The sequence below is a fragment of the Sulfobacillus thermosulfidooxidans DSM 9293 genome, assembly GCF_900176145.1.
GTDB lineage: Bacteria > Bacillota > Sulfobacillia > Sulfobacillales > Sulfobacillaceae > Sulfobacillus > Sulfobacillus thermosulfidooxidans.
This window is the reverse complement of the sequence record NZ_FWWY01000001.1, coordinates 2780961-2805227: the sequence shown is the minus strand read 5'-3', so window position 1 is coordinate 2805227 and position 24267 is coordinate 2780961. Positions and strand designations below refer to the sequence as shown.

Here is a 24267-nt window from a genome sequence, read left to right as displayed (position 1 = left end):
TCGATTAAAAGAATGCTGTAGCAGATTTATACTCAGTGTTTAAAGGCAAAACTGGCTTTTGCCCGAATGCGTTGAAGCGCATTATCGACCGACTTTGGCGTGCGGCCGAGTTTTCGAGCAATTTGTTGATAGGTAAATCCTGATAAATACAGATGGAGCACATCTTGCTCCAATGTTGTCAAGCGACGTCGTAATAACGTGGTCCAGCGTTCCTGGTTTTCTTGTTCCATTACCCAATGTTCGGGGTTCATGGCCTTATGATCTTCCAGTTTTCCAATAAAGAGTTGTCCGTCTGGCTCTTCCGATGTTGTTTGATACAACGAAAATGCCGTGTTTAATGGTTGCTGTTTTTTTCGCGTCGCCCGAATTACGGCACTGATAATGCGTCGACTAACGCAGAGATCCGCAAATGCCTGAAAAGGTACACCCTGTTCCCAACGAAAATGACGGATGGCATAAAACAATCCCAGCATACCTTCTTGTTGAAGATCATCATGATCCAACCCCACGACAAAATACGACCGGGCTTTAGCGGCAACTAGGCCTTGGTATCGAAGTAATAATTCCTCCATGGCATCACTATCACCTTGCCGATCACGTAACAATAATTCATCATCCGATACGCGAGCCTGTGAAGCCACCGAAGCCGCCATCCATCAATTCCTCCTATTCATTTCCTCCTTTTGTTCCAACATTATACGGTAATATTCTGTAAACAATCCATCCCCAATAAAATGGGTAAGCATTCCCTAAATTGTCTGCTTGCAATTTTCTAGCAAGTAAGGAACAATTTGGGCACAGGTGGGAAGTCGATTATTAAATTATCGACAGGGCAAGAATACACCGAGAAAGGCAGGATGGCACATGAAACATTATGACTATCTCATTGTGGGTGGCGGAGTTGCGGCAGCATCTGCCGTCGCAGGGATCCGTCGCCGCGATAAAACGGGTAGCATTGGTCTCTTTTCAGAAGAACGATATCCAGTGTATAATCGCCCCCCCTTGTCGAAAAAACTTTGGATGGGTGAACGAATTGAAGACATTTGGATGCGTCCTAGTCCTCTGTCATTAAACGCCCAAGAACATTTAACCACCAAGATTACAGCCATCGACCGACAAAACAAAATTGTGACGGACGAATTTGGCAATTCATATGGATATGGCAAATTATTGCTCGCAACCGGAGGAACTCCTTCTCATTTGCCCTCCCATGATGTTCCCATTATTTATTTTCGTAACTTGGATGACTACTTTGCTCTTCGCAGGCTAGCGGATGCGAAAAACCGGTTCTTGGTGATTGGTGGCGGCTTTATTGGCTCTGAGATAGCCGCCGCTTTGAACCTCAATGAAAAGGAAGTGACCATGGTCTATCCAGAACCTCATCTGGTTGACCGTTTTTTCCCAGAAGACCTAAAACACGTGATTGACCAGGAATATCTACAACGAGGCGTAAAATTAATTGCGGGCGATAGAGTCACGAATTTAGCATCCGAAAACGGTGAAATTATGGTCACCACCAAAAATGGCATTTCGTTTTCGGTTGAGGCGGTTGTAGCCGGAATTGGGATAACACCCAATACGGATTTAGCAAAAATGGCTGGTCTTACCGTCAATGATGGAATTGTTGTCAATGAGTACTTGCAAACGTCTGATCCCGACATTTATTCCGCCGGAGACGTCACCTCTTTTCCCTATCCATACCCCGATCAAAAATCTCGGGTTGAACATGAAGATAATGCATTAACCCAAGGAAAAGCCGCTGGAGAAAATATGGCCGGAGCCCACAAACCTTATACCCATCTTCCATTTTTCTATTCGGATATGTTTTCTTTGGGATATGAGGCCATCGGCCGTTTAGATAAGAACCTGGACATTTTCGCGGATTGGGTAAAATTTGGCGAAGAAGGGGTGCTCTATTATCTCCACGACAACCGCGTCGTTGGTATTCTCAACTGGAATGTCTGGGATGGAATCCCTAAGGCTCGTGAGATTATCGAAGAGCAAAAAGTCTACGAAGATCCCTCCGTTTTAAAAGGCGCAATTCGAAACGCATAAACTAGATGGCGGGTCAAAAATCCCGCCATCCTTCTTACTGTGATGACATTCTCTTTGGTTAAAATAATGCTTGAGGTATGGAAATCGGACCATTTGGCGCTTCTCCCAAACTCAGAGTTTTCGTGGTAGAGCCGTGACGTCCTTGTAATGTCAGGGTGATTTGTTGTCCGACTTTGTAATGATTTATGATATCTTCCAAACCAGTCGCCGAGTTTACCGTTTGATTGTTGACTTTTGTAATCACTTCGCCCGCGTGCAAGCCCGCCTTCGCGGCGCTGCTACCGGGCACGACGTATCCAATAGCTACTCCATGTTGCACTGGTAATTGAAATTGACGAGCCAAAACCGGAGTATCAGTTGTTACCACAACGCCCAACCACGGCTCTTTAGCGTGCCCGTACTTGATCAACTGGGGCCAGAGTTTCTTTACCGTGGATACCGGAATGGCAAAGCCTATGCCTTGCCCTTGCGTCGAAACCGCCGTATTAATTCCTACCACTTGGCCTTTAAGATTTAGCAAGGGTCCCCCACTGTTGCCTGGATTAATCGCCGCAGATGTTTGTAGCAAGTTGGGGTATTGTCGTTGACCGATGGTCAAGGGTCGACCTTTTGCACTAATGACGCCCACCGTAACCGTATGATTTAAATCATATGGATTGCCAATAGCTATCGCCCACGAGCCTACTGGAGTTTTAGATGAACTGCCCAGCTGCAGTGTTGGTAAGGGTTTTGGCGCCGAAATTTTTAGCGCGGCCAAATCGGAAATATAATCGGTGCCTAAAACCCGCGCCGTAAATGGCGTCTTATATCCCGGTACGTCAACCTGAATGTGATTGGCGCCATAGATGACATGGTCATTCGTTACCAATTCTCCTGATGATGTCAAAAAAAATCCGGTCCCAATATCGACTTGCCCATTGGGATGTGTCGCAACAATCTTGACAATGGCCGGGCTCACCCGTTTTACAACGTTGGCAATCGTATCGGGCGCAATAGGTAATGTAGGGGAACTATGGGTCGTGACTTTCTGGTAAATAGACGGATTTTGGGTAGCGTGATGGGGTTCAAAAGCCAAGGTACTGCCTCCGGCGACACCAGCTCCTAAGGCAAACCCCATCACCGAATATCCTAGAGTTTTGAGCATTGTTGACATCAAATCACCTCCAGAACACGCTCAGTATTCTGGAGGATTATGTCACAAAAATGTTGCCAAAGCGTTTCCAAGAGATTTATTGGGCTAATTTCCCGGCAACTTCGGCCAAGCGGCGACCAAGAAACAAGGCAATAGACCGCTCATCGTCGGACAGTTCATTCTTGTTGCCCAGTTCACTAGGTCCATAAGGGCTACCACCGGTGGTGGTTCCGTGAATGGCGGGAATTAAATAACCCGTAGGCACAATAATCATGCCGTGATGATAGGCAAATGTGGACATCGTCAATATGGTTGATTCGTGTCCCCCATGCATGGTCGCTGCCCCCGTAAAGAATCCCGCGGCTTTACCAGCCAGTTTTCCTTCAGCCCATAATGGCCCCGTTTGGTCTAAAAAGTTCTTTAACTGAGCCGTCATATTACCATAGCGTGTGGGCGATCCGAAGGCAATACCATCGGCCCAGGTTAAATCTTCTAGTGTTGCCACGGGCACGTCCTGCTGCATCTCCAAGCCCTTTTTAATATGTTCGTTACTTTCGACGACTTCTAAGGGCAATAGATCAGCAACACGGCGCAACCGGACTTCTGCACCAACCTCCTCAGCTCCTTGAGCTACGGCTTTGGCGAGATGAAAGACCGATCCGGTCATCGAATAATAAATCACGCTAATTTTCATCGCGAACGTCATCCCTTCGTCTTGGCTGGTTTATTTCCACGTCACTTCCCCAGCTAAAAGCATGTGTTTTTTTAAGACGTTGTAAACGTCTCTATACTATTTGACGTTTTTCAGGTAGTTTGGATATGCTTCAGTCAGAAAAATTTTGGGTAAGGCTACACATCACGCGATCCAGATGAAAGGAGGACATCGTGTGCGGGATCAAGACGTACTTCAGCACCTTCGCAATGACGTCCATGGGGAAAACTGGGACGCTCTCATGAGCGATTTATTCGCATACTACAAACCGCGTTTGCTTAGGATGGCCGTGAATATGTTAAATGATGCCGAATTAGCCGAAGATGCTGTATCAGAAATTTGGATCCGCGTTTTGACGCATCTCTCAACATTTCGCCACGACGCCAAATTTAGCACCTGGTTATACCGCATTGCTATGAACACCATTATTGATATGGAGCGGGCAAAAGGCCGGATGATGACCTATGGCCAACCAAATGAGAATCTTCCTTCAGCTCAGAGTGAAGATCCTGATAGCCATTGTGAACAATCCTTTAAACAAGAATTGGTGCGGTATGCCCTAACCCGTTTATCCCCTATGCAGCGCTCGCTCATCATTATGCGAGATATAGAACACCTGCCCATCAAACAACTCGCAACAATCCTGGCTATCCCTGAAACAGCTGTCAAATCGCGATTACACCGCGCGCGAAAAGCTCTCAAACGTCTCCTCCAACAACGCACGCGCGTTCCCGGACAGGAAAGCGTCGGCACGGTCTCATTGTCCGAGTGGGGAGGGCTGTAGTAACAGTGAAGCAAATTGACTACCGAGGATTACACCATATCCACTGGGAAGTAATTTCTTACAAGGATATCAGGGCATGACGACCTTTTCAGTCGCATGAACAGAGTTGACATCAAAAAAGTTCACGGCGAGTGACGATGAATAAAACCACAATCCTCACCCGCCGCTTGGCTAAATTCCTTTGCAAGGTTTATCTTTTTAAAGTTTATGATGATAGTAACCGGATTATAGACGCCGTCTTGTTAGCGTGTAACCAAGATCTTGCAGGGTCTGGGTGGTGAGACTCTTAATTTTGACTTGACTTTTCCCTTCCCATTCAACAAGACCCATAGTCGTAAGAATTTGCATCGCTTGTCTAAGAAGAGAGGGGTTCAAACCCTGATCCCTTGCTTCTTGCTTAATGTCGATGCTCATACCCGCAGGCAATCTTTTAGTAAGAATCGCATCACGGTACCTGGCGGCAATAGTATTGGGATTATCAATGAGACCCATCGGGTGTCACCTCTTTTTTGGCCATCATTATGCCATGGATTCCAATTCAGTATAGCTGCTCCCTGTGTGAAAATATAGCCAAAACCTTTAAGGGTTGAAGTCACTCTCGGCTAAATTTCGTCATAAATGGATATAATTAGGAAGACCAATCTCTTGACGAGCCATGTATTATGTTAACAGAACAACGAAAGGGAGGGTGATCCATGTCTGAACTCGGTTCTCACATGACCCCCGCAAAATTGCCTGAAGACCTGCCACCGCGAAAAAAGAAACTGTGGCATGTCGAACGACCTCATTGGTATTGGCCTTGGTGGGTAATCCTATCCTTGATTGTGGCCACACTTATGGCCATATCGTATTTCATGGGAATGATTGCGACCCTATCGTCAGCGCACACCTTATTAACGAATCTCCATCAACAATTAAATGCTATCGCCAGTGAAAAAGCCCATCTGGACAAAGAAGCACAACTATTAGGCGTCCTTCAGAATCTAAAGTCTGGGCACTGGTCTTCGCCTTTAGCATGGGCCATCTTAGCGCCTCAAGGATTGTGGCTCCTAAGCGGTCTTATTTTGGGGACTGGAATTACCGCGCTTTTTTACCATAGGCGCATCAAGCTATCATCTCCAGTGGGTCGAACAGCATCGCCACTAGAGACAGCAGAATTCACCAGCGCTTACCACCAAGAACCGCCCCAATCTGAATCCTTTGTTTCAAAACCCGTATCCCATCCCAGCTGGCTTAGAGAATTTGTCGGTTTGGTTCTTTGGGTCGTCATTGTTGCGGGGCTGGCATTTCTCATCGTGCATACAGGCATGATGTGGCAACACTTGCCTTCTCATTTGTCCAATTTGTCGCGTTGGCTTTGATGTTGTCGTATGTCGTCCTGGCGACTCTTAATGGCCATTCCCAAAGCGCCCAACATCACGAGCAACCCCAACAGTTCAATTCCCATAACGATAAATAAAGATAGCCTGCCGGACAATGCTCGAAAAATGGCCCAATAGCCAATACCTAATGCCAACACCGTAACAATTCCCGCCCATCGAAATCTTCCGATAGTCTTTTTTGAATACGGCGCATCTTGCTTCAATAAATCGATCCATGGATGTTGCGGTTTGCCCATGACTTGTCCCTCAATTCCCTAATCTAACGTTGTCAATTGCTGACATTATAACAAGAAAACCACCATGACTAGGATTAACCAGATTTTCGCTTATAATAAGAACATGAGACATAAGGGAGATGGTCATGATCGCGAGTTCGATACTCGCTATAATCGATATCGGATCGAATTCCGTACGACTAATGATCGTGCGGCGCCTCGCTCATGGAGCAGCTGTCATTCTTGACGAACAAAAGGCCACTCCACGACTCGCCTTAGCAAAGGATTCTGAGGGTTTTCTCACATTGGATGGATTCACCCGTCTTGTTCAGGCCTTGAGATATTTTCGTGATGTTGCACAAGCCTATGGGGCCAGTCCGGTGATTGTTCGTGCCACGGCGTCATTACGAAATTTGGCCAATCAACAACAAGTGCTCCAAGAAATTACTCGCCAAACAGGGTTAACCGTGGAAATCTTGTCGGGTGATGAGGAAGCCCGCATCGGATTTCTTGCGGTTCAAGAAACCATTGTCTTATCACGAGGCTGGACGGTCGATGTCGGCGGAGGTAGCACGGAAATCGTAGCCTATGAGGATGGCCAAATGCGCCACCAGCACTCATTTCCCTTTGGCGCAGTCTCGTTATCCTCATTAAATATGCCTTTGAAAGATTTGCTGATGTGGCTACAAGAACAATATACCCATGGCAACTGGTTACCATCGAAGCCACCTCAAGCCATCGCTTTAGGCGGTAGTGCCCGGGTCATGGCCCGCGCCATTCAAGCGGAACTCGATTATCCGCTCCAACAAATTCATTATTTTCGAATTCCCACCTTGATGATTGAGGCGTGGTTGGCTAAAATCGCCGCCATGACGCCCGATCAAAGAAAAAAATTGGCGCATATTCCTAAAGATCGGGTCGATATTATTGTTCCCGGGATCGCCATTATTTTAGCTTTACTAAAAACGACTCAGGCCGATAACCTGACTATTAGCGGCTATGGATTACGCAATGGCTTGTTGCTGCAACATCTCGGCACCCAAACCAAGACATTTCAGTCTTTGGCTTTAGATAGCGCATGGAATATTGCCTTGCGCAGTGAATGGCCATCAACCTTAGCCCAAGGCCTCCAACAACAAGTCAAGCGGTTGGGTCAAGAACTTAAAGGAATCTTGGGCTTGTCTGATCGCTCACTGGAACTCGCACAATGTGCAGCACTTCTCCGTTATAGCGGTCGCAATATTAATATGTATCATTGGGATCAACATACTTTCTATCAAATTCTGGCGGCGCCACTAACCGGTCTTAGCCATAATGAATGGGTTGCGGTAGCTTTAATAGCGTCCTATCGGTCGGCCAAACGGCTTCAAAAATTTTGGAGCCCCTATTCGAGTATTGTCAGCCGTCAAGAATTAGTTCTCATCCGTCAATTAGGGGTATTATTGCGGTTAGCGGAAATTTTTTCCCCGCCCTTAATGAATGGAGTAGAACGCCTAAATTTGCAACACAGTAATAAACAACTGATTATTACCGTTTCGGGAACAGGCATTTCTAGCCCGACGAAAGAACTGGAAGATTTGGCCAAAGACATGAAAAAGAGTTGGCAACTCAAACTCATTGTGCCAGGGTTATTGCACACAATGCCCGCGCACGCCTCTTCTTAGGTATTAGCCAAATGGTCAATCCATGAATCCTTGTTTTTTTCGTCTCGGCGCACACGGATAGGGATTGTTGGATCCTAGAGCGGAACCTTCGACAGAGTAGCATAAGGGGAGGAAGATGGTTGTTCCCCATAGGCTGTCGACAACCAAGAATTTTCACACGCAATCCCAGACGTCCCTATCTCGAGACGAAGGGAGAGTTCATGACAATAGGGAGTGTTCATTGTGCAGGATCACCATCATCAGCCATCAGGCCGTTTAATCGTCGTAGAAGGCACGGATGGGTCTGGCAAAAGTACAGCGATTGAGTTATTGGGAAAGTGGTTAGCAGCCCAAGGTTATCCCGTGTACCACACAGCGTGGAACAGTTCACCATTAATCAAACCCTTTATGCGCCAAGCCAAGAAGAAACGGTGGTTAGGTCCTGCGGCCTTCAGCCTGCTTCACGCCAGTGACTTTCATGATCGTTTAAACCGTCTCATATTACCCCGTCTCCAAGCCGGGTTTATCGTGCTGGCCGACCGTTGGGTCTATACCGCGTGGGTCAGAGATCATGTAAGAGGTCTTGATTTAGAATGGGTTAAAGCGTTATATGAGGACGTTCCCCAACCAGATCTCGCTATATACTTTTCAACTCCTCCTGACATCGCGGTAGCCCGCTTAAAACATGCCACCCGCGAGCTGAAATATTATGAAAGCGGGCAGGATATCAGCGGGCTACATGATCCCTGGAGTAGTTTTCTCTGGTTTCAAGAACAGATGCGGCAATCGTATTTAGCCTTAACGGAACAAGGTTTCTTACAAGTATTTGATGCCACATTACCTATTCGTGAACAACAAAAAATACTACGATCCTGGCTTAAGCCAATTCTTGAAGGTGTGCCCTTGATGCCACAATTTCTTGGTTCTAGCCAAGACCAAGCCAACAGGGAGTCTAACTAAAAATTCAGTGGTACACAAAATAAAGTATCATGAGTGATCTTGGAGGGAGTATCCAATCGTGTCAACACCGGTCCACACACTAGAGCCGTCATGGCCACATCCCAAGTCCTATTATGATGGGCTCTATATTGGAATCGATGGATTAGATGGATCAGGGCGCAGCACGCTCGCCTTGTCGATTCAGACTCTCCTGCAGTCTGAAGGCTATCCAGCCGTTGTCGTTACACCATTTCCCAATCTCAAAACACAGAAGTTCATTGCACAAGTCAAGCATGACCGCCGGCTTGAGATGAAGAGTCGTCATCTTCTGTATGCTAGTCTCTTTGCCATTGTCACGGAACACATTATCTTACCGCATCTGACCGCAGGCTATGTAGTTCTATCCGATCGTTCCTGGATTAGCCTCTATGCCCGTGCCGTCGCTCAAGGCCTCAATGATCAGTGGGTAAGAACCACGCTAGGCTTCGCATTAATTCCAGATATCGTTCTGGAGCCGCAGGCTGACCCGTTGTCGGCGGCCCGTCGTAAACTGATGGTGACGGACGCGCTCGACCCATTGGAATCGGTTTCGGACAGGGAAAGGTTGGATGGCTTTATCGCGTTTCAGCGTCGAGTACGGGATATTCTCGATCAAGTTAAAGCCGTGGTCCCGTGGCACACCTTGGATCTCGCGGATGGCTCCAATAGCCTTCAGGCCATTTTGCCACTTCTCATTTCGAAAATGGAAGGGAGAGAGGTTTCATCTTAGTCCACACGGAAACCTTGATGCAAAAGTATCTCGTTGAGCGACCTCATGCTATGCATGTTGCCCGGTTATCCTTAAAACTCTATGACTCCCTTATCGGGCTACTTGATTTTCCACCCAACGGTCTCTGGCGAGAATGTCTGGAAACGGCAGCACTCCTCCATGACGCTGGATATTTCATCAATAAACGGGCACATCACCGCCATAGCCGGTATATTATCCGCCACGCTATGGAAACACAGAGCTGGGAGGATACCACCAGGTCTTGTGTAGCGACCTTAGCGTACTTTCACCGCAAGACCTTAACCCTGCAAAAATTTCATGAGATGAGCCATAACCCGGCGTGGTTTGCCATGACCTCCATCTTGCGCATCGCTGATGGCATCGATCGCTGCCATCACCAACAAGCCGACATTAGACATATAGAAATTACGACGACCACTGTCGAACTTTTTGTCTGCGGTCTCAAGAAAGAGCCTTGGGACCATCTCCTTCAGATTAAGGCCCAAGGCTTTCACACCGCTTTTCATCGCCAACTTCTACTTCATGACGTATCTTAACGAATCATTTTTTGGGGGGAACATCAAACATACGGGAACGACTAAATTTTGGGGCTCCGTCGCGCCACATTATCTTTTTCCGCGGCTTGAATCACGGCTTTGGCAATGCGCTCAGAAACTTCCCGGTTAAATACACTAGGGATAATATATTCCGGGCCTAACTCTTCATCTTTTACAACCGACGCTAAGGCGTAAGCGGCCGCCACTTTCATCCCCACCGTAATCCGTTTAGCGCGCGCATCCAGAACACCGCGAAAAAATCCTGGGAAGCATAACACGTTATTAATTTGATTGGGATAATCAGAGCGGCCAGTAGCAACCACTTTAGCGTATAATTGAGCAATTTCCGGCTCAATTTCCGGTGTTGGATTCGCCATAACAAACAAAATAGCATTAGGAGCCATCCCTTGAATATCCTCGGGACTTAATAGATTCGCAGCCGACACACCAATAAAAACGTCGGCTCCTGATAAGAGATCTTTAAGGCTTCCCTGTCGCCTGTGGGGATTGATTTTTTGGGCTAATTGTTCCCATTCAGGATGGCCGGGATATGACTTGTCAGCCACAATGGCCCCCACTCGGTCATAACCGATAATGTCCCGCACGCCCATGTGAAGCAATAGTTCCGTGGTCGCGGTGCCAGCTGCTCCCATCCCGGCAATGACAATGCGTAACGATTCCAGAGACTTGCCCACCACCTTGGCAGCATTAATGAGACCAGCCAGGATGACAACTGCGGTACCGTGTTGATCATCGTGAAATACGGGGATATCCAGACGTTCACTCAACCGACGTTCAATCTCAAAACATCTGGGTGCCGCAATATCTTCAAGATTAATTCCCCCAAAAGCCGGAGCAATCCGCACAACGGTTTCCACAATTTCATCGACATCGTTGGTGTCCAAACAGATGGGAATAGCATCAACATCAGCTAACCACTTGAATAAGACCGCCTTCCCTTCCATAACTGGAAGCGCAGCTTTCGGTCCTCGATTCCCCAAACCCAATATCGCCGAACCATCGGTCACAATAGCAACCGTATTGCGTTTCATCGTTAATTGAAAGGCCTTTGCGGGATCCTCCGCAATCGCCTCGACAACCCGCGCGACCCCAGGCGTATAAACATGTGACAAATCCGCACGGGTCTTAATGTGAACCCGAGGCCGAATTTCAATTTTTCCCCCTAAATGCATCAAAAATGTCCGGTCTGAGACATTTTCTACTGTGACGCCCTCTAGCAAGGACAATTTCTCCACAAGAGTCTGCAGTTTTTCCGCCGTGCCCATCAATACCGTCAAATCGCGGATGGTTTTCTGGTCTTCTGCCCGCACTAGGTCCCAGGCAATAATGTCTCCCCCGAGATCATCGACTAACTGCACAATGTCCCGAAAGGGTAATCCATCCCGCTGCATATTCAAGCGGATAATATACTGCACACCATTTTGCACCACGTACGTTTTCATCCTTTCCGGCATTCTTGCTTCAGCATATTCATCATCCTATTCATCATACGGTAGGATTTTGTTAGCTGAATGACAACACCCTATTTTCTCACAATTTAGCCTGACTTCGTCCAACGAGAAGCTCCTCGAAAATTAAACCATACGCATGATTTTGCATCGAAACTTGTCCTCATCGTCATTTATCACAGTTTTAGCGAACCCCTCTGCCCTGTATAATGCAACGTGTATGTCTTCGGAGAATGGTTAGGGGGAGGATTCCAATTTCGACCCAAATCGATCAAACGCATGATGAATCCACGCTGATTATGCGGGCAAAAAGTGGTCAAGAAGATGCCGTTATTCAACTTATGACCCGTTATGCATCGCTAATTAAAGCGACCGCCGGTCGATATTTTCTCCCAGGAGCCGAGCATGATGATGTGATCCAGGAAGGATGGATCGGATTTTGGAGTGCGATCCAACATTTTGATGACCGGCGCCACGGTTATTTTTCCGGATTTGCCAAATTGTGTGTCAGCCGCCAAATTGTTTCGGCGGTGGTTCGCGCAACACGGGCCAAGCATCAAGTTTTAAATTCGGCGTGGTCCTTAGACCAGCCCGGGCGTGATGGTACCAGCGATATGTCGTGGCTCGACGCCATAGTGGCCCACCATGAACCATCTCCAGAAGTTTTTATCATCGATCAAGAAACTTCTGCTCAGTTAATTCAACGGCTTGAAGGCGAATTGACGCCATTAGAACGCATGGTCTTTGAGGCCAGACGCCACGGCAAAAGCTATGAGGAGATTAGCCGTGCCGTCAAACGTCCACGCAAGACCATTGATAATGCGCTACAGCGCATACGCCGAAAACTAAAAAAAACCCGCAAGGACCTTTAGCCCTGCGGGTTATGCACTTGCCTCGATGACCACCCTGATTCGGGTTCTACATTTGGCTGTTCCGCTTTACTTAGGGGAATAACTTGCAGAACCAAATAACTTATATCCGCAAACAGCAGCATTAATGTCGCAATATGCAGGAGATAAGGGCCAGTTGCAACATGGCTTAAGGCAAGATTGGCTCCTGTAATAATTTGTGCAATAACTGCAATAAATAGCCAAAAGGCGCCTTTATACAAATCCGGTCGGGTTGCCTTATAGTGCCGTAAATTGCCCAGAAGCAACACGGTTAGTATGGCTAAGCCCACTGCCGCCAGCCGATGGATAAAATCTAATCCAACGGCCCCAGAGAATCCAGGAAATACCTTGCCGTTACAAAGTGGCCAGGTAGGACAGGCTTCACCGGCTCCCCGAAACGCGACATAAGACCCCCAATAGATAGCGATATAGGTGTATATCCACGTTCCCCATACCCAGCGCTTTGTACTGATGGGCGTATCTTGTCGAAACGAGATACCGGAACGACGGTGACCCGATTCGGCATCAAGTTGAAATAGAAAGACCGTTAACAAGGCCACTCCAACCATCGCCAACAAGCCAAATCCCAAATGCAGTGCTAACACTGTTGGGGGATTGACAAACACGACGGCTAAGGCCCCTAAAACAGATTGCACCACAATAAATCCAATGCCCACTAAGGAAAATATCCGCACTTCTACAAAAGAACGATAGCGAATTAAGGCCCAAATCATGTAAATTGTTGCGAGAAGCGCAAATCCTCCTACCAGCATGCGGTGAGTGAATTCGATAACGACGTGAATGTTATTAAGATTGGGAATAACTTGGCCGTTACACAATGGCCAATCTGGACCGCATCCTAAGGCCGAACCGGTTTGCGTATCGAGAAATCCTACGAGATTAACAATATACATGCCGATCGTCGCAATAATGCCTGTCCATTTCATGGCCTTTGATGGCGGAATAAATTGATAATCTTTCGTGTTCATCGCCCCTTACTCACCGTCCCGACGTGATCACCACGCAAGACGTTCTCTGTGTCAGTCTACCACAAAAATTCTGCCCGGTGTCTGAGAAATCTCCGGCGGTTTAGGCCTAAAGTCTGTTGCTCTAAAACTTGACAATGTTCACAACAACTACCACATTCGTACCTTTTTGCCTGTAAATGCTTAATGCATCACTGTAACAAAGCTTGGCAAAAATTCATCCACCGATTAACTTTTGACGGAACCGGTGACTGGTTACACAGGTTATCTTTTCCAAACTTGCGATATAATATACTCCTGTTACAAGGCGATAAATCAGGGAAAATTGAGGGGGTATTCTGTCATGCTACAATTGAGTAGCCAACGCACCGCCGTAATGTTTATTGATATGCAAAATTCAATTGCCCGCCATGATCAATTTCAAAGCACCATTGAGGCTTGCCAACGCCTTTTAACGATAGCGCGCACGCATCAAGTCCCAGTCATTTTTGTTCACGTCAGGCCTTATGAACATGTTAAACGGTCTATGCGTGGCGAATCCGAAGTGCTCTTAGCACGCCCTGGATCTGTTCCCGTGGATCCCAAACAATACAATATTATTGATGCCTTACCGGTATTACCGGAAGATCATGTTGTGACCAAACATGTTCGTAGCGCCTTCGTGGGCACTGAACTCGACCACCTTTTACGCGCATTAGAAGTGGACACTATCGTCATTGGAGGCATTGCCACCAACATTGGAGTGGAAAGTACGGTTCGCGTGGGGGCTGACCTCGGATATAATTTTGTCGTCGCTCAAGATGCTTGCGCAGCACTCAGTGCTGAAGCTCATGAAGCCTCGTTAAAATACTCATTGCCATTTTTCTCGCGGATTACGACAGTCGACCAACTTGAATTTATCGGTGAGTGAGCATCCCTCGCCCTTTACCGGTCCAAGAAAGTCTTGATACATGTTTAGCTCCTCACGAGCGGTTTAACATGTTGGATGATAAAATCCATAGCTTGAGGATTCATCATGGTACCCGGATTAAAGGCTTTCTCTTGAGGAATCCCCCCTAACAGCCGTTTTAGCGGCACCTCCATTTTCTTGCCGTTTAACGTTTTGGGGACTTCGGGAATTGCTAGGATCTTATCAGGAACATGGCGCGGTGATAAGGCCTCACGAAGACGACTGCGCAAATCCTTTTCCAGAGTCTCATCAAACGAGTAAGAAGGTGCGACCACGACGAGTAACAACAATCCATTGGGATGCTCCGGCGTACTAAGATCCACAATGATACTATCGACAATTCGGGGATCGTCTTCGACCACACGATAAAATTCACTGGTCCCCATCCGAACTCCCCCGCGGTTAATCGTAGCGTCAGACCGCCCATAAATGACCACACTACCATCTTCATGAATCAAAATCCAATCACCGTGCCGCCAAACGCCGGGATACATATCAAAATAGCTAGCCCGATAACGTTCCTTGGCCTCGTCCCCATAGAAATAAAGTGGCATAGACGGAATGGGTTCCGTCAACACCAATTCCCCCACTTCATTAAAAATGGCATGGCCCTCCGGATCAAAGGCTTCAACCTTAGAACCGAGATACCGGCATTGGATTTCACCACTACGGACTGGGAGTGTTGGCACACCGCCCACAACAGCACTACACACGTCGGTTCCCCCACTCAAAGAGGTCAACCAGACTGTAGGGGACACGTTTTCATAAATCCATTCAAAATTCTCAGGTGTTAAAGGCGAACCCGTCGAACCAATGGCCCGTAGGCTCTTCAAATTTCGATGGCGAGGAATTACCCCAGCCTTCTGACACATGCTCACATAGGCGGCACTCGTGCCAAAGAAGCTTAATTGCACCTCTTCAGCTAACTGCCAGAGCACATCCGCATGAGGATAGGCTGGGCTCCCGTCGTATAGCACGATAGTTGTGCCTAATAAAAGGCCTGAAACAACGATATTCCACATCATCCATCCAGTGGTCGTAAACCACATAAATCGGTCCTTGCGCGATAAATCCAAGTGAAACGTCAGGGCCATCAAATGAGAAAGAAGAATACCCCCATGTCCTTGCACAATGGGTTTTGGCAATCCAGTCGTTCCCGATGAATATAAAATCCACAAAGGATGTTCAAAAGGCACAGGGAGAAAATTCAAAGGTTCGGAAGATGTGAGCTTATCAAAAGACAGCATCTGTTCATGCTGGGCCAACGGGTTGAGATAAGGGACCAGAATGGTTGCTCTCAGAGAGGGCAGGTTTTCTTGGAGTTTCTCAACGACAGGAATGCGGTTATGCGCTTTTCCATTATAAAAATAGCCGTCCACGGCAAATAAAATGGTTGGCTCGATTTGTTGAAAACGATCCATGACCGCTTGAAAACCGAAATCTGGTGAACAACTCGACCATACTGCTCCTAGGCTTGCTGCCGCCAAAAAAGCCGCAACACTTTGGGGGATATTCGGTAAATAGCCGACCACCCGGTCACCCGCCTGAACGCCTAGTTCGACTAAGGCGCCGCGTAGTCGCCTTACGTGTTCTTCCAGCTCTTGCCACGACCACTCAATTTGATAACCATCTTCCCGGCGGAAAATAACAGCAGGACCCTCATTGGCGTAACGTAAGGCATGCTGAGCATAGTTCAACTGCGCTCCGTCAAACCAATGCACATCAGGCATCGTTTCTCCCGTTCGAACCGTAGAGTATCCATGCTCGGCCATTATGTCAAAGTAATGCCAAATCGAAGCCCAAAAATCGTCAATGTGATTAACTGACCAGTTCCACAAGTCGTGGTAATTTTCCGCATTAACCCCATAATGTTGTTGCAGCCAATGTTGATACTGCGTAATATTGGCTGTCTTGCGAATTTCCTGGCTGGGTTCCCATAAAATCCGTCCCCGATGTTCTATGGTCATGATACTCTTCCCCTCGTTTCATCATGTCTCCGTATCATAGCTTTCAACAATTACTCATTGATCTTTGTATGTTTGAAAAATTTCGACTTGTCGACCACATTAAGTTATTTTTCTATGATTTCCATCTTGCTTTTGTAGAACAATCAGGCTTCGAGATGTTTTTTGCATCACTTGCGATAGATGGACTACTGTTTCGCACAAAACATCCAAGCTACGCCCTCTTTCTCCGCGTCTTTCTCATCACGATAATACACTGAAGAATGGGGACCTGAACAGTCACGGCATACGCTCAACTCTCAAATTCCTCTTCTAAAAAAGGCCACACTAAAGAGACGGATTAACAGCAAATTCCTCCGTGCATTTCAACAAAATTTCTATATAATAGGTAACGCTGTCGTCATCACACCGTAATTTAGCGCAGAGAGGAACGAAGGTTTACGCCGATTCGCTGGAAATCCATTGTCTTGATGCTTCTTGCCGGAACATCTTATGGTCTTGTCACACCTTTAGTCAAAATGGCCATTGCCCACGGTATCCCTGTAACCAAACTCACTGTCAGCCAATACCCGGTGAGTATCATCTTATTATGGTTCGGCGCACTCGGCACCAAAAAGCGTGTGCCTATAGCCAAAGCTCGTAAAAAAGAAATTGCCTATATGGCTCTATTAGGAGTCATCGGAGCGGCAGCATCATTATCCTATTATCATAGTTTAGCATTCGTCCCCGGAGCCGTCGGTATCGTTTTGCTCTTTCAGTTTGCCTGGATTCTTCCGGTCATTAACGGCCTAATCCGGCGGCAATGGCCTAAGAAACACGAACAACTGGCGATTGCCATCATTGTCATCGGCACCGTATTTGCTGCTGGACCCGCCAAGTGGCATTTTCCTCTGTGGGCGGTGGGACTCGGCCTGATGGCGGCCACATTGTACGCGCTAAGTCTCTTATTATCCGGACAAATCGTGGGTCAGTTATCAGCATGGCAACGGGCGAGCATCTCGACCAGTGTCAGTTTTGTGGTTGTTCTCCTAGCCGGACAGCCGTGGCAGACTCCCCAAGAGCTATTTTCTCTTAAAATTTGGACATGGGGAACCGTCATTGGACTGTTTAGTCTTACCATTCCTCTCATTGCCATTTATGTGAGCGCTCCCAAGTTACCACCGGCGTTAACCGGAATTTTAGCGGCTTGGGAATTGCCAGTCGCCGTGATTTTATCATCACTGTGGCTCAGAGAGTCTGTGGACCTTTCTCGGTGGTTAGGGATTCTTTTGATATTAGGGGGAATCGCTTTTAGCAGTGTGGTGCCAGCGCTGGTGGAAAATTCCCCACGCCGTTACCAGCCCCATCCCATCTATCCCCAAACCAAGTCGGAATAATTGACGATCCCGTCAGGCTTAAATCACCAAAGCCTGACGGGATTTCAGAAGGTTAAGTCTTTCTTAGCGGGCCTAGCCAGCGTAATAAGGGAGATAAATTATCAAAAATCCGGGCTTGTAGAGGTATGGTTAGAACCCGGGGCGGACGTGAGGAACTCATTACGTTCTCGACTTTTTGGGCAATGACCTGCGGATTCACCGCAAAACGCACTATCCGCTCAAACATTTTTTGCCCGCGTTGATATGAATTCCAATAAGGTGAGTGGGAAGTCATCCAAGGCTCTGAATATTGTTTAGAACGCTGAAATAACGGCGTCTTGGTTAATCCCACCCGAACTAACGTCACAAAAACTCCCCATGCTGCCATTTCATCACTCAGGGCCATTGTTAGCGCATCTAATGCCGCTTTGCTAGCGGTATAACTTCCAAGGAAGGGCATACCCCACAGTGACCTGACGGTAGTGATATTAATGATGTGGCCGTATTGTTGCCGGCGAAAATACGGGGCAAAAGCCTGAATCATCCGTACAGGGCCCATGACGTTTACATCAAAAATCGTCTCCCACATCGTTTCCGGAACATCCTCAAGACTCCCTCGTATTGCCATACCCGCATTATTCACTAAGACATCCAGGCGTCCAAACTGCTGCATGACATATTGTGCGACCTCATCGATTTGGGCTTGTTGGGTCACGTCCAATGAAAGATGAGCTGCTGCAGGAAGATCGGTTATCCTTTCCGCATCACGAGCAGTGGCAATCACCATATAGTGTTTATCGGCCAAAAATTGTACCATAGCTCGGCCAATTCCACTTGACGTCCCGGTAATCAGTACCACACGAGAGAAATTATAACGCTTCAAAATTCAATAATTCCCAGGGCTTCACCACAACCGTGCGGGCACCTGATGTGACAGCCGGATCATTGTGGGCGAGCTCCATGGCCTCCTCGGTGTTATCCGTCTGGTAAATGACCATTCCCCCAGACTTATCAGTAAAAGGACCGGCCCACGCCACTTTTCCGTGTTGATGAAGGTGCTTTAAATAGGCCAAATGCTGTGGACGGGTTTGTTGATTCAATTCAGCATCTACAATTGTCAGCCATGCTGCATAATACGCCATCATATTCCTTCTTTCTTCTTCTCGATTCTACTTCTCAAGTCTTTAGACATGGTATTATTTTAACCGGAAACTACGGGGTAGCGCATTGTTACCGTCAAATGAAGACAGGAACATCGACTATTTTTGGTCTTTATGTTGTCACGATTGGTCAAAAAATTCCCATGGGTCACCGGTAGGCTCAATCCCCCACGTGAAAGGTCGGTGACAAGGCGGAGATAGGTCAGCTTCCACCAAACGTCTTTTTCGAGCAGGCCGTGTTCCCAAAAGGCGTAATGTTTATGATAGCATTAATGAAGATATAGTGAGATTGTTGGCGATTTTTGAGCAGGTACTAGAGCATGCGAGCAACAGCCCGTAGAAAACACATTAGGGTACCCGGCAATGCATGGCTCGAAAAATTCCGCCTTGCACAAGCCCAAAGGCGTACACCGCTTCACTACACGGGAAAGAATAAATTCTCATGCATGGCTTGTATTCAGGCAAAAGTCAGCGGCATAAGACTTTCTGGATACTTATGCTGAAGGATGAAGATGTGCAAATTTCAAAGGCCGTACATGAATATTTCGTTATCAACCATGCAGCCGTGACGAGCGCATACCCGAGTTACAGCTGTCCATGAGGTCAGAACAAACATTAACCAGGTGAGGGATCGGTTTACAATTGGCCATTCGATGGTATGAAATGGGAGACTTTAATATCCAATTAGATTTTTCTCAAGCGCCGGGATATGAGAATCCGCAAGTTATCTATAAAATCTTTGACCAAGTTCGACGGGATAGTCGCACAACGTCTTGGCAGTTGATTCCCAGCTATACGACCTTGACGATATCTTATCCATGGAATCAATCTCTTCAGAATGTTCTTGAGATCCTTCAGCAATATCTGGAGATATCAGAATTGAGTGATGGAGGTGTAAAACGATATCACATTCCTGTCTGTTATGATGAAGAATTTGGTCCCGACTTGGCCTATGTCGCGAACTTTCATCATCTTTCCGTTGAAGAGGTTATTGAACTGCATACTTACCCGGATTACCGGATTGAAGCCGTAGGATTTTCTCCGGGTTTTCCTTATTTGTCGGGTCTTTCACCACAACTCATAACGCCGCGGCGTCAAACTCCAAGGCCCAAAGTTCCCGCTGGTTCTGTGGCGATTGGGGGACGTCAAACAGGGATTTATCCGGTCACGACCCCTGGGGGATGGCACCTGATTGGACGCACTCCCTTGACTCTGTTTCGCCCTCACAACAATCCTCCCATCGTCTATCATCCGGGAGATTTATTGCACTTTTTTCCCATTAGTCGTGCTGAATATGATCAATTCGCGGCCAATCCCGAACAATCCATGAGCGTGGAGTGGGTTACATGAGAACCCTTCATATTGTTAAAGCAGGCGCTTTTTCTCACATTCAAGATCTGGGCCGCCCTGGACTTGAATATTTGGGTCTCAATCGGTGTGGTCCATTAGATTTCCAGTCTTTTGTGATTGCACAGACCTTGGTTCATAACGATTTGCACGAAGCCGCCATTGAAATGACTTATCAGGGATTGGAATTCACTGCTGATCATCCCGTAACTTTTGCCGTGGTGGGAGCCGAAACTGTGCGCATCGATAACGAAATCTATTCCGGTGCAATGACGCTCATGGCGAAATCCCAACAACTCGTGCAGATCGGGCGCCTAACAACGTCCCGGGCTTATTTAGCTATTCAAGGCGGGCTTGACACTCCCGTCATTTTGGGGAGCCGTTCTACAGATTTTACAGCGGGTATTGGAGGATGGCATGGTCGCTCTTTACGGTCGGGCGACCGTATTCCCCTAAAACCCATAGAAACCCCATGGCCGGCCACGGTACATACTGCTCCCCATTGGGCCTATTATTCCACAGAAGAACCGCTCAAAGTCGTGCTCGGACCCCATGCTTATGAGTTTTCATCCAATACCTTAGAAACCTTTTTCAAGGAATCGTATACGATTAACAAGCTAAGCAACATCATGGGGATTCGGCTGATGGGAAGCCCCGTGCCCCCCCATAACCAGGCCGCCAGCCGGTTGTCTGAAGGTACAGTACCGGGCGCCATTCAGGTCCCTCCAGATGGACAACCTATTGTGTTATTGAATCAACGCGGCACCATTGGAGGCTATCCCATTATCGCAACTCTGCTGGGACCAGAATTGTGGCGTCTCGCCCAGTGGCCCATGTCTTCTCCGCTGCGCTTTGCAGCCGAGTCGTTAGCCGCTGCCCAATCTTTAAGTCGCCGCATTTACCAAAGACTGATGGCATGGCGCGAGCAAATTTTGACAGGTCTTTGATGTTTATGAAGAGCCTAACCGTTTTCCATGAAGGTCACATATTATGTAAGTCCATCCGGAGAAAAAGTTGATGTCAAGGCACATCGGACTCGCCAGCTTCTTTTGATGCATGCACGGAAAGGCCTATCGTTGAAAATCTGAAGCTGAAAACCCAAGGCATGTCCTTGTCTCCACGGCAGGACAAGAAATGCTTCTATTTAGCTCTCTGATATGCCAGTGGACTATCTGGAGAAAGTCCCCGCTCTTCTCTGGCCACAGGGTGTGATTGACATGATCATGCTGTTTAGATCTGTGTTCGTCAAAGAGCTCTTAAAAATCGCAACATCAACAAGGCCCGGAGCCCGATAGAATCATAGGTCAAATACCCCATTGGCCCAATAAATGCATCAAAAAAGGCGCGCCATAGGCTTCTAAAAACGTCCCGACAACCATGACCAATCCCATGGCCAGAACCAATGTCGTAAAAGCACCAAATCGTTGAGCTAATGACTGTTTTGCCGCGGGGCTTCTCGTCGCAATGAGTTGCCAAGAAAAACCTAATGCCACCCCACCCACAATAATGAGAGCGGGAACGATGAATACATTTTGTAACACGATCGTGATGAGTGTTAGAACGATGCCTTGCCAATGTAATGAGGAAATCATGAATGCGGCCGAAAAACCCAGGACGAACCCGCGGAAAAACAAGGCCACGACCACGAGGGGCATTCCAGCCACTGAAACCCCGAGAATATAGAGCAGACCTAAAATTTTCAAATTGTTCGTTAAGGCGGGTTGAAATACGCCATGATATGTTGGCGATGTGGTTTCCAAATCAACAAAATGGCGTAAATACGTCTCCAAGGAAAAAATATCAGCTGGTGTCAATGTTCCAATCGCTAAGACACCAAAGAGGAGTCCGACCGCAAACGCGGCCGTGGCAATATAAACTGGCGTCCAATAATGACGGAGATATTCATCCCAAATGGTCGCAGGGTGAGTTGTCACCATGGCTGTCCCCCCTACAACAGCCTATGAGGATTCTTAAGGATCTAGACCTAAGAGTTGACCTTCGGCTTTTTCTCCCACAGTATTCCACGATTGCTGGTCATCCCAACGCGATTCATCCCGACTCAAACGGCCAATTAATTGCAAGATGACCATTTTATCCTCGTCTGCTAACCCTCCCCATAACCGCGTCAGCGTATGCCAAAAAAGATCCTGGGGGCCGTCAAAAATCCCGTGATTAGAAGGAATACGCCAATCGCGCAGCGACATATTGAGTTGTTCCGCCAAATGAGTAATTAAGGTCGCACTCGGAACCATCTTCCCTTGCTCTACCCCACAGATGGTCTGCTTCGTCACCCCCACTTTTGCTGCCAGTTCCGTTTCCGTCCAATGTTTTTGATGACGATAATGACGAACATACCAGCCGAATTCCAGCATCAAAGCAGGGCAACAAATCCGTGCCGTCTGCAATTGGGCATGAAGCATGTGAGCCTGTTCATGAATGTTAGGATCCTCGTGACTCTCTTGAAAGCGCCGCCAGAACATGGGATGTATTTCAAGGATTTCAAAAATTTTTGATAATTTGCTTTCACTTAAGACAGCATTGCCTCGTTCTACGCGTGTTATGAGGACTTGCGAGACACCTATACGGTGCGCGAGTTCGGTAACTGTAAGTCCGCGCCGTTCCCGGTGTTGGCGCATCCAGACGCCAAAGCGTTTTAAAAGGTCATGGCCATGATGTTTGGCCTGGAGCAACTCCGCATGGATATCCTCAATTAACGGTATCGATTCCATGGACAAACGCCTCCTCAAGGGCGTGTGTATAACGCATCTTAATCGATATCTTTACACAGCCACCATTGTAGCCCGGTCAATGCGATCCCATTAATGTCCTCAGCAGATTCGAGAAAGGCGCGAATCTTATGGATGTCCCATAATTCTGTGTCGATTTCTTCGTCTGCATCGAGATGTGCTTGAGTATGAGTTAAATCCCGGGCGTAAAACAAAAAGATTTTCTCATCACTATAGCCAGGGGTGGGATAAAACGTCCTCACCAACCACCACTCATTCGCCAGATATCCTGTTTCTTCTTGTAATTCCCTCTTGGCCGCCATCAAAGGGCTCTCGGTTCCATCCACTTTTCCTGCGGGCAATTCATATAACCACTGGCCGACAGCCCATCGATATTGCTTGATCATCACAATTTGAGCATCATGTGTTTCCGCAATAACCGCCACCGCTGGCACGCGGACCACCACTTCGCGTGAAGTGAAAATCGTTCTCACCTTCACGGGGTCTACACGAACAGATATCGTTCGACCTTGATATACCCATTGTCCGGGACCCGAACGATGCTCCATAGGTATAAAATTCCTTTCATGTTGCATACTCAATGTAACCAAAAGAGGTGATGACTCTTGAATCTTAAGCCCCACAAAATATTATTCGTAGGTTCTGTACGTGAATTGGAGCAGTGGTTAAAAACATGGCCTTTAACCATCTCGCTTAATTTATATCTTACACATTTTGCTCCTCATTGCCATCACCCAAATAAAGATGAATATAACGAATGGCCGATTTAAAAACCAGAATCTCCTCACCATTGCTCAATAATAAAATGGCATAGGTATCAAACCCGTCGATGACTCCTATTAGGGACATGCCATCCAAAAATACGACTTCGACTAAAGACCGCTCAGTCATCAAATGCTGATAAAAAGCATCCTGGACATAACTCGTACGGTTACCCGCTGGTCCTGTAGAAACATGCGCTGGAGCCGCGTTTTGAGTTGAATGAGGTTTTTGGATGCGGGCTTTAGCGCTGCGGTTGGTTTGGGGTACTTCTACCCATCTATCACGAGACATATTTATCCCTCTTTCTCACCATGTTGTGCTCTTGAGCTTTCGTGGTCACATCGAAATAAAGCATGTGGGTCAAAACCTTGTGCTAAGGTTGTGAAACCAGGTTATGCCCTTTAGATCACCGTGTTAGCATGATGTTGTTTCCGGGATCGCCATTAAGAT

At 47.3% G+C, this 24267-nt stretch carries 26 protein-coding genes; 12 read left to right on the top strand and 14 right to left on the bottom strand.

The window, feature by feature from the left end; genetic code table 11:
- Positions 1-32 precede the first annotated feature (32 nt).
- Entirely contained in the window at positions 33-653 is a 621-nt protein-coding gene (locus B8987_RS13895) for a sigma-70 family RNA polymerase sigma factor (RefSeq protein ID WP_020373250.1), read from the bottom strand.
- Positions 654-864: 211 nt separating this feature from the next.
- Here B8987_RS13895 and B8987_RS13890 point away from each other — a divergent pair, with 211 nt between their 5' ends.
- Positions 865-2055: an NAD(P)/FAD-dependent oxidoreductase gene (locus B8987_RS13890; protein ID WP_020373251.1), complete on the top strand. Its 1191-nt coding sequence runs from the start codon at positions 865-867 to the stop codon at positions 2053-2055.
- 58 nt (positions 2056-2113) lie between these two features.
- Here B8987_RS13890 and B8987_RS13885 read toward each other — a convergent pair whose 3' ends face one another.
- Positions 2114-3208, bottom strand: a complete 1095-nt coding sequence (locus B8987_RS13885; RefSeq protein WP_020373252.1) for a S1C family serine protease — start codon at positions 3206-3208, stop codon at positions 2114-2116.
- Between the two features lie 76 nt (positions 3209-3284).
- Positions 3285-3881: an NAD(P)H:quinone oxidoreductase gene (gene wrbA / locus B8987_RS13880; RefSeq protein WP_020373253.1), complete on the bottom strand. Its 597-nt coding sequence runs from the start codon at positions 3879-3881 to the stop codon at positions 3285-3287.
- A 193-nt stretch (positions 3882-4074) separates the two neighbouring features.
- On the opposite strand from wrbA, the gene B8987_RS13875 reads away from it, so the two are divergent.
- Positions 4075-4683, top strand: coding sequence for an RNA polymerase sigma factor (locus B8987_RS13875; RefSeq protein ID WP_020373254.1), 609 nt, complete (start codon positions 4075-4077; stop codon positions 4681-4683).
- Between the two features lie 225 nt (positions 4684-4908).
- Here the strand turns inward: B8987_RS13875 and B8987_RS13870 are convergent, their stop codons facing one another.
- A complete protein-coding gene (locus tag B8987_RS13870) occupies positions 4909-5175 on the bottom strand; it encodes a GntR family transcriptional regulator (protein WP_020373255.1) in 267 nt (88 codons plus the stop codon).
- A 203-nt stretch (positions 5176-5378) separates the two neighbouring features.
- Between B8987_RS13870 and B8987_RS13865 the strand changes: the two genes are divergently transcribed.
- Positions 5379-6044, top strand: coding sequence for a hypothetical protein (locus B8987_RS13865; RefSeq protein ID WP_020373256.1), 666 nt, complete (start codon positions 5379-5381; stop codon positions 6042-6044).
- On the opposite strand, the gene B8987_RS13860 is transcribed toward B8987_RS13865, so the two are convergent.
- A complete protein-coding gene (locus B8987_RS13860; RefSeq protein WP_020373257.1) occupies positions 6014-6301 on the bottom strand; it encodes a hypothetical protein in 288 nt (95 codons plus the stop codon). The two genes, B8987_RS13865 and B8987_RS13860, sit on opposite strands and share 31 nt — an antisense overlap.
- 125 nt (positions 6302-6426) lie before the next feature.
- Between B8987_RS13860 and B8987_RS13855 the strand changes: the two genes are divergently transcribed.
- The 4 genes from B8987_RS13855 to B8987_RS13840 all read left to right on the top strand — a co-directional run bounded on the left by B8987_RS13855 (position 6427) and on the right by B8987_RS13840 (position 10188).
- Entirely contained in the window at positions 6427-7944 is a 1518-nt protein-coding gene (locus B8987_RS13855; protein ID WP_157782285.1) for a Ppx/GppA phosphatase family protein, read from the top strand.
- A 222-nt stretch (positions 7945-8166) separates the two neighbouring features.
- A complete protein-coding gene (tmk, locus tag B8987_RS13850; protein WP_020373259.1) occupies positions 8167-8883 on the top strand; it encodes a dTMP kinase in 717 nt (238 codons plus the stop codon).
- A gap of 58 nt (positions 8884-8941) precedes the next feature.
- Positions 8942-9631, top strand: coding sequence for a dTMP kinase (locus B8987_RS13845; protein WP_020373260.1), 690 nt, complete (start codon positions 8942-8944; stop codon positions 9629-9631).
- Positions 9632-9648: 17 nt separating this feature from the next.
- Entirely contained in the window at positions 9649-10188 is a 540-nt protein-coding gene (locus tag B8987_RS13840; protein ID WP_020373261.1) for an HD domain-containing protein, read from the top strand.
- Between the two features lie 41 nt (positions 10189-10229).
- Here B8987_RS13840 and B8987_RS13835 read toward each other — a convergent pair whose 3' ends face one another.
- Complete coding sequence (locus B8987_RS13835; protein WP_242823906.1) at positions 10230-11651, bottom strand: NAD-dependent malic enzyme; 1422 nt, start codon at positions 11649-11651, stop codon at positions 10230-10232.
- A gap of 239 nt (positions 11652-11890) precedes the next feature.
- On the opposite strand from B8987_RS13835, the gene B8987_RS13830 reads away from it, so the two are divergent.
- Positions 11891-12529: a sigma-70 family RNA polymerase sigma factor gene (locus tag B8987_RS13830; RefSeq protein WP_176213246.1), complete on the top strand. Its 639-nt coding sequence runs from the start codon at positions 11891-11893 to the stop codon at positions 12527-12529.
- On the opposite strand, the gene B8987_RS13825 is transcribed toward B8987_RS13830, so the two are convergent.
- A complete protein-coding gene (locus B8987_RS13825) occupies positions 12526-13536 on the bottom strand; it encodes a COX15/CtaA family protein (RefSeq protein ID WP_020373264.1) in 1011 nt (336 codons plus the stop codon). The genes B8987_RS13830 and B8987_RS13825 overlap by 4 nt on opposite strands.
- Before the next feature lie 340 nt (positions 13537-13876).
- Here B8987_RS13825 and B8987_RS13820 point away from each other — a divergent pair, with 340 nt between their 5' ends.
- Positions 13877-14443 (top strand): cysteine hydrolase family protein, encoded by a 567-nt coding sequence (locus B8987_RS13820; RefSeq protein ID WP_020373265.1) that lies wholly within the window; start codon positions 13877-13879, stop codon positions 14441-14443.
- 44 nt (positions 14444-14487) lie between these two features.
- Here the strand turns inward: B8987_RS13820 and B8987_RS13815 are convergent, their stop codons facing one another.
- Positions 14488-16449 (bottom strand): acetoacetate--CoA ligase, encoded by a 1962-nt coding sequence (locus tag B8987_RS13815; RefSeq protein WP_020373266.1) that lies wholly within the window; start codon positions 16447-16449, stop codon positions 14488-14490.
- Between the two features lie 464 nt (positions 16450-16913).
- Here B8987_RS13815 and B8987_RS13810 point away from each other — a divergent pair, with 464 nt between their 5' ends.
- Positions 16914-17822: an EamA family transporter gene (locus B8987_RS13810; RefSeq protein WP_139793565.1), complete on the top strand. Its 909-nt coding sequence runs from the start codon at positions 16914-16916 to the stop codon at positions 17820-17822.
- A gap of 52 nt (positions 17823-17874) precedes the next feature.
- Here the strand turns inward: B8987_RS13810 and B8987_RS13805 are convergent, their stop codons facing one another.
- Together B8987_RS13805 and B8987_RS13800 are read right to left on the bottom strand one after the other, a co-directional pair.
- Complete coding sequence (locus B8987_RS13805) at positions 17875-18684, bottom strand: SDR family oxidoreductase (RefSeq protein ID WP_139793564.1); 810 nt, start codon at positions 18682-18684, stop codon at positions 17875-17877.
- Positions 18671-18946, bottom strand: coding sequence for a YciI family protein (locus B8987_RS13800; RefSeq protein ID WP_242823907.1), 276 nt, complete (start codon positions 18944-18946; stop codon positions 18671-18673). Before B8987_RS13800 ends, B8987_RS13805 begins: the two co-directional genes overlap by 14 nt.
- Before the next feature lie 657 nt (positions 18947-19603).
- On the opposite strand from B8987_RS13800, the gene pxpB reads away from it, so the two are divergent.
- Both pxpB and B8987_RS13790 read left to right on the top strand, forming a co-directional pair.
- Positions 19604-20311 carry a 5-oxoprolinase subunit PxpB gene (pxpB, locus tag B8987_RS13795; protein WP_020373270.1) on the top strand — a complete coding sequence of 236 codons (708 nt, stop codon included), beginning with the start codon at positions 19604-19606 and terminating at the stop codon, positions 20309-20311.
- Positions 20308-21255 carry a 5-oxoprolinase subunit C family protein gene (locus tag B8987_RS13790; protein WP_020373271.1) on the top strand — a complete coding sequence of 316 codons (948 nt, stop codon included), beginning with the start codon at positions 20308-20310 and terminating at the stop codon, positions 21253-21255. Before pxpB ends, B8987_RS13790 begins: the two co-directional genes overlap by 4 nt.
- Positions 21256-21612: 357 nt before the next feature.
- Here B8987_RS13790 and spoIIM read toward each other — a convergent pair whose 3' ends face one another.
- The 4 genes from spoIIM to B8987_RS13770 form a co-directional block, all read right to left on the bottom strand.
- A complete protein-coding gene (spoIIM, locus tag B8987_RS13785; RefSeq protein WP_020373272.1) occupies positions 21613-22245 on the bottom strand; it encodes a stage II sporulation protein M in 633 nt (210 codons plus the stop codon).
- A gap of 33 nt (positions 22246-22278) precedes the next feature.
- Entirely contained in the window at positions 22279-23037 is a 759-nt protein-coding gene (locus B8987_RS13780) for a helix-turn-helix domain-containing protein (RefSeq protein WP_020373273.1), read from the bottom strand.
- Positions 23038-23075: 38 nt separating this feature from the next.
- The gene (locus B8987_RS13775) at positions 23076-23603 is read right to left on the bottom strand and encodes an NUDIX hydrolase (RefSeq protein ID WP_020373274.1); all 528 of its coding nucleotides are present in this window, start codon (positions 23601-23603) and stop codon (positions 23076-23078) included.
- 157 nt (positions 23604-23760) lie between these two features.
- Positions 23761-24108, bottom strand: a complete 348-nt coding sequence (locus B8987_RS13770) for an RNA chaperone Hfq (RefSeq protein ID WP_020373275.1) — start codon at positions 24106-24108, stop codon at positions 23761-23763.
- Between the last annotated feature and the right edge of the window lie 159 nt (positions 24109-24267).

What these genes read in the sequence shown, in the direction of transcription:
- B8987_RS13895 (WP_020373250.1), bottom strand. Translation starts at nt 653, where the DNA reads ATGGCGGCTTCGGTGGCTTCACAGGCTCGCGTATCGGATGATGAATTA.
- B8987_RS13890 (WP_020373251.1), top strand. Translation starts at nt 865, where the DNA reads ATGAAACATTATGACTATCTCATTGTGGGTGGCGGAGTTGCGGCAGCA.
- B8987_RS13885 (WP_020373252.1), bottom strand. Translation starts at nt 3,208, where the DNA reads ATGTCAACAATGCTCAAAACTCTAGGATATTCGGTGATGGGGTTTGCC.
- wrbA (WP_020373253.1), bottom strand. Translation starts at nt 3,881, where the DNA reads ATGAAAATTAGCGTGATTTATTATTCGATGACCGGATCGGTCTTTCAT.
- B8987_RS13870 (WP_020373255.1), bottom strand. Translation starts at nt 5,175, where the DNA reads ATGGGTCTCATTGATAATCCCAATACTATTGCCGCCAGGTACCGTGAT.
- B8987_RS13865 (WP_020373256.1), top strand. Translation starts at nt 5,379, where the DNA reads ATGTCTGAACTCGGTTCTCACATGACCCCCGCAAAATTGCCTGAAGAC.
- B8987_RS13860 (WP_020373257.1), bottom strand. Translation starts at nt 6,301, where the DNA reads ATGGGCAAACCGCAACATCCATGGATCGATTTATTGAAGCAAGATGCG.
- B8987_RS13855 (WP_157782285.1), top strand. Translation starts at nt 6,427, where the DNA reads ATGATCGCGAGTTCGATACTCGCTATAATCGATATCGGATCGAATTCC.
- B8987_RS13840 (WP_020373261.1), top strand. Translation starts at nt 9,649, where the DNA reads ATGCAAAAGTATCTCGTTGAGCGACCTCATGCTATGCATGTTGCCCGG.
- B8987_RS13835 (WP_242823906.1), bottom strand. Translation starts at nt 11,651, where the DNA reads ATGAAAACGTACGTGGTGCAAAATGGTGTGCAGTATATTATCCGCTTG.
- B8987_RS13830 (WP_176213246.1), top strand. Translation starts at nt 11,891, where the DNA reads ATGGTTAGGGGGAGGATTCCAATTTCGACCCAAATCGATCAAACGCAT.
- B8987_RS13825 (WP_020373264.1), bottom strand. Translation starts at nt 13,536, where the DNA reads ATGAACACGAAAGATTATCAATTTATTCCGCCATCAAAGGCCATGAAA.
- B8987_RS13820 (WP_020373265.1), top strand. Translation starts at nt 13,877, where the DNA reads ATGCTACAATTGAGTAGCCAACGCACCGCCGTAATGTTTATTGATATG.
- B8987_RS13815 (WP_020373266.1), bottom strand. Translation starts at nt 16,449, where the DNA reads ATGACCATAGAACATCGGGGACGGATTTTATGGGAACCCAGCCAGGAA.
- B8987_RS13800 (WP_242823907.1), bottom strand. Translation starts at nt 18,946, where the DNA reads ATGATGGCGTATTATGCAGCATGGCTGACAATTGTAGATGCTGAATTG.
- B8987_RS13790 (WP_020373271.1), top strand. Translation starts at nt 20,308, where the DNA reads ATGAGAACCCTTCATATTGTTAAAGCAGGCGCTTTTTCTCACATTCAA.
- spoIIM (WP_020373272.1), bottom strand. Translation starts at nt 22,245, where the DNA reads ATGGTGACAACTCACCCTGCGACCATTTGGGATGAATATCTCCGTCAT.
- B8987_RS13780 (WP_020373273.1), bottom strand. Translation starts at nt 23,037, where the DNA reads ATGGAATCGATACCGTTAATTGAGGATATCCATGCGGAGTTGCTCCAG.
- B8987_RS13775 (WP_020373274.1), bottom strand. Translation starts at nt 23,603, where the DNA reads ATGGAGCATCGTTCGGGTCCCGGACAATGGGTATATCAAGGTCGAACG.
- B8987_RS13770 (WP_020373275.1), bottom strand. Translation starts at nt 24,108, where the DNA reads ATGTCTCGTGATAGATGGGTAGAAGTACCCCAAACCAACCGCAGCGCT.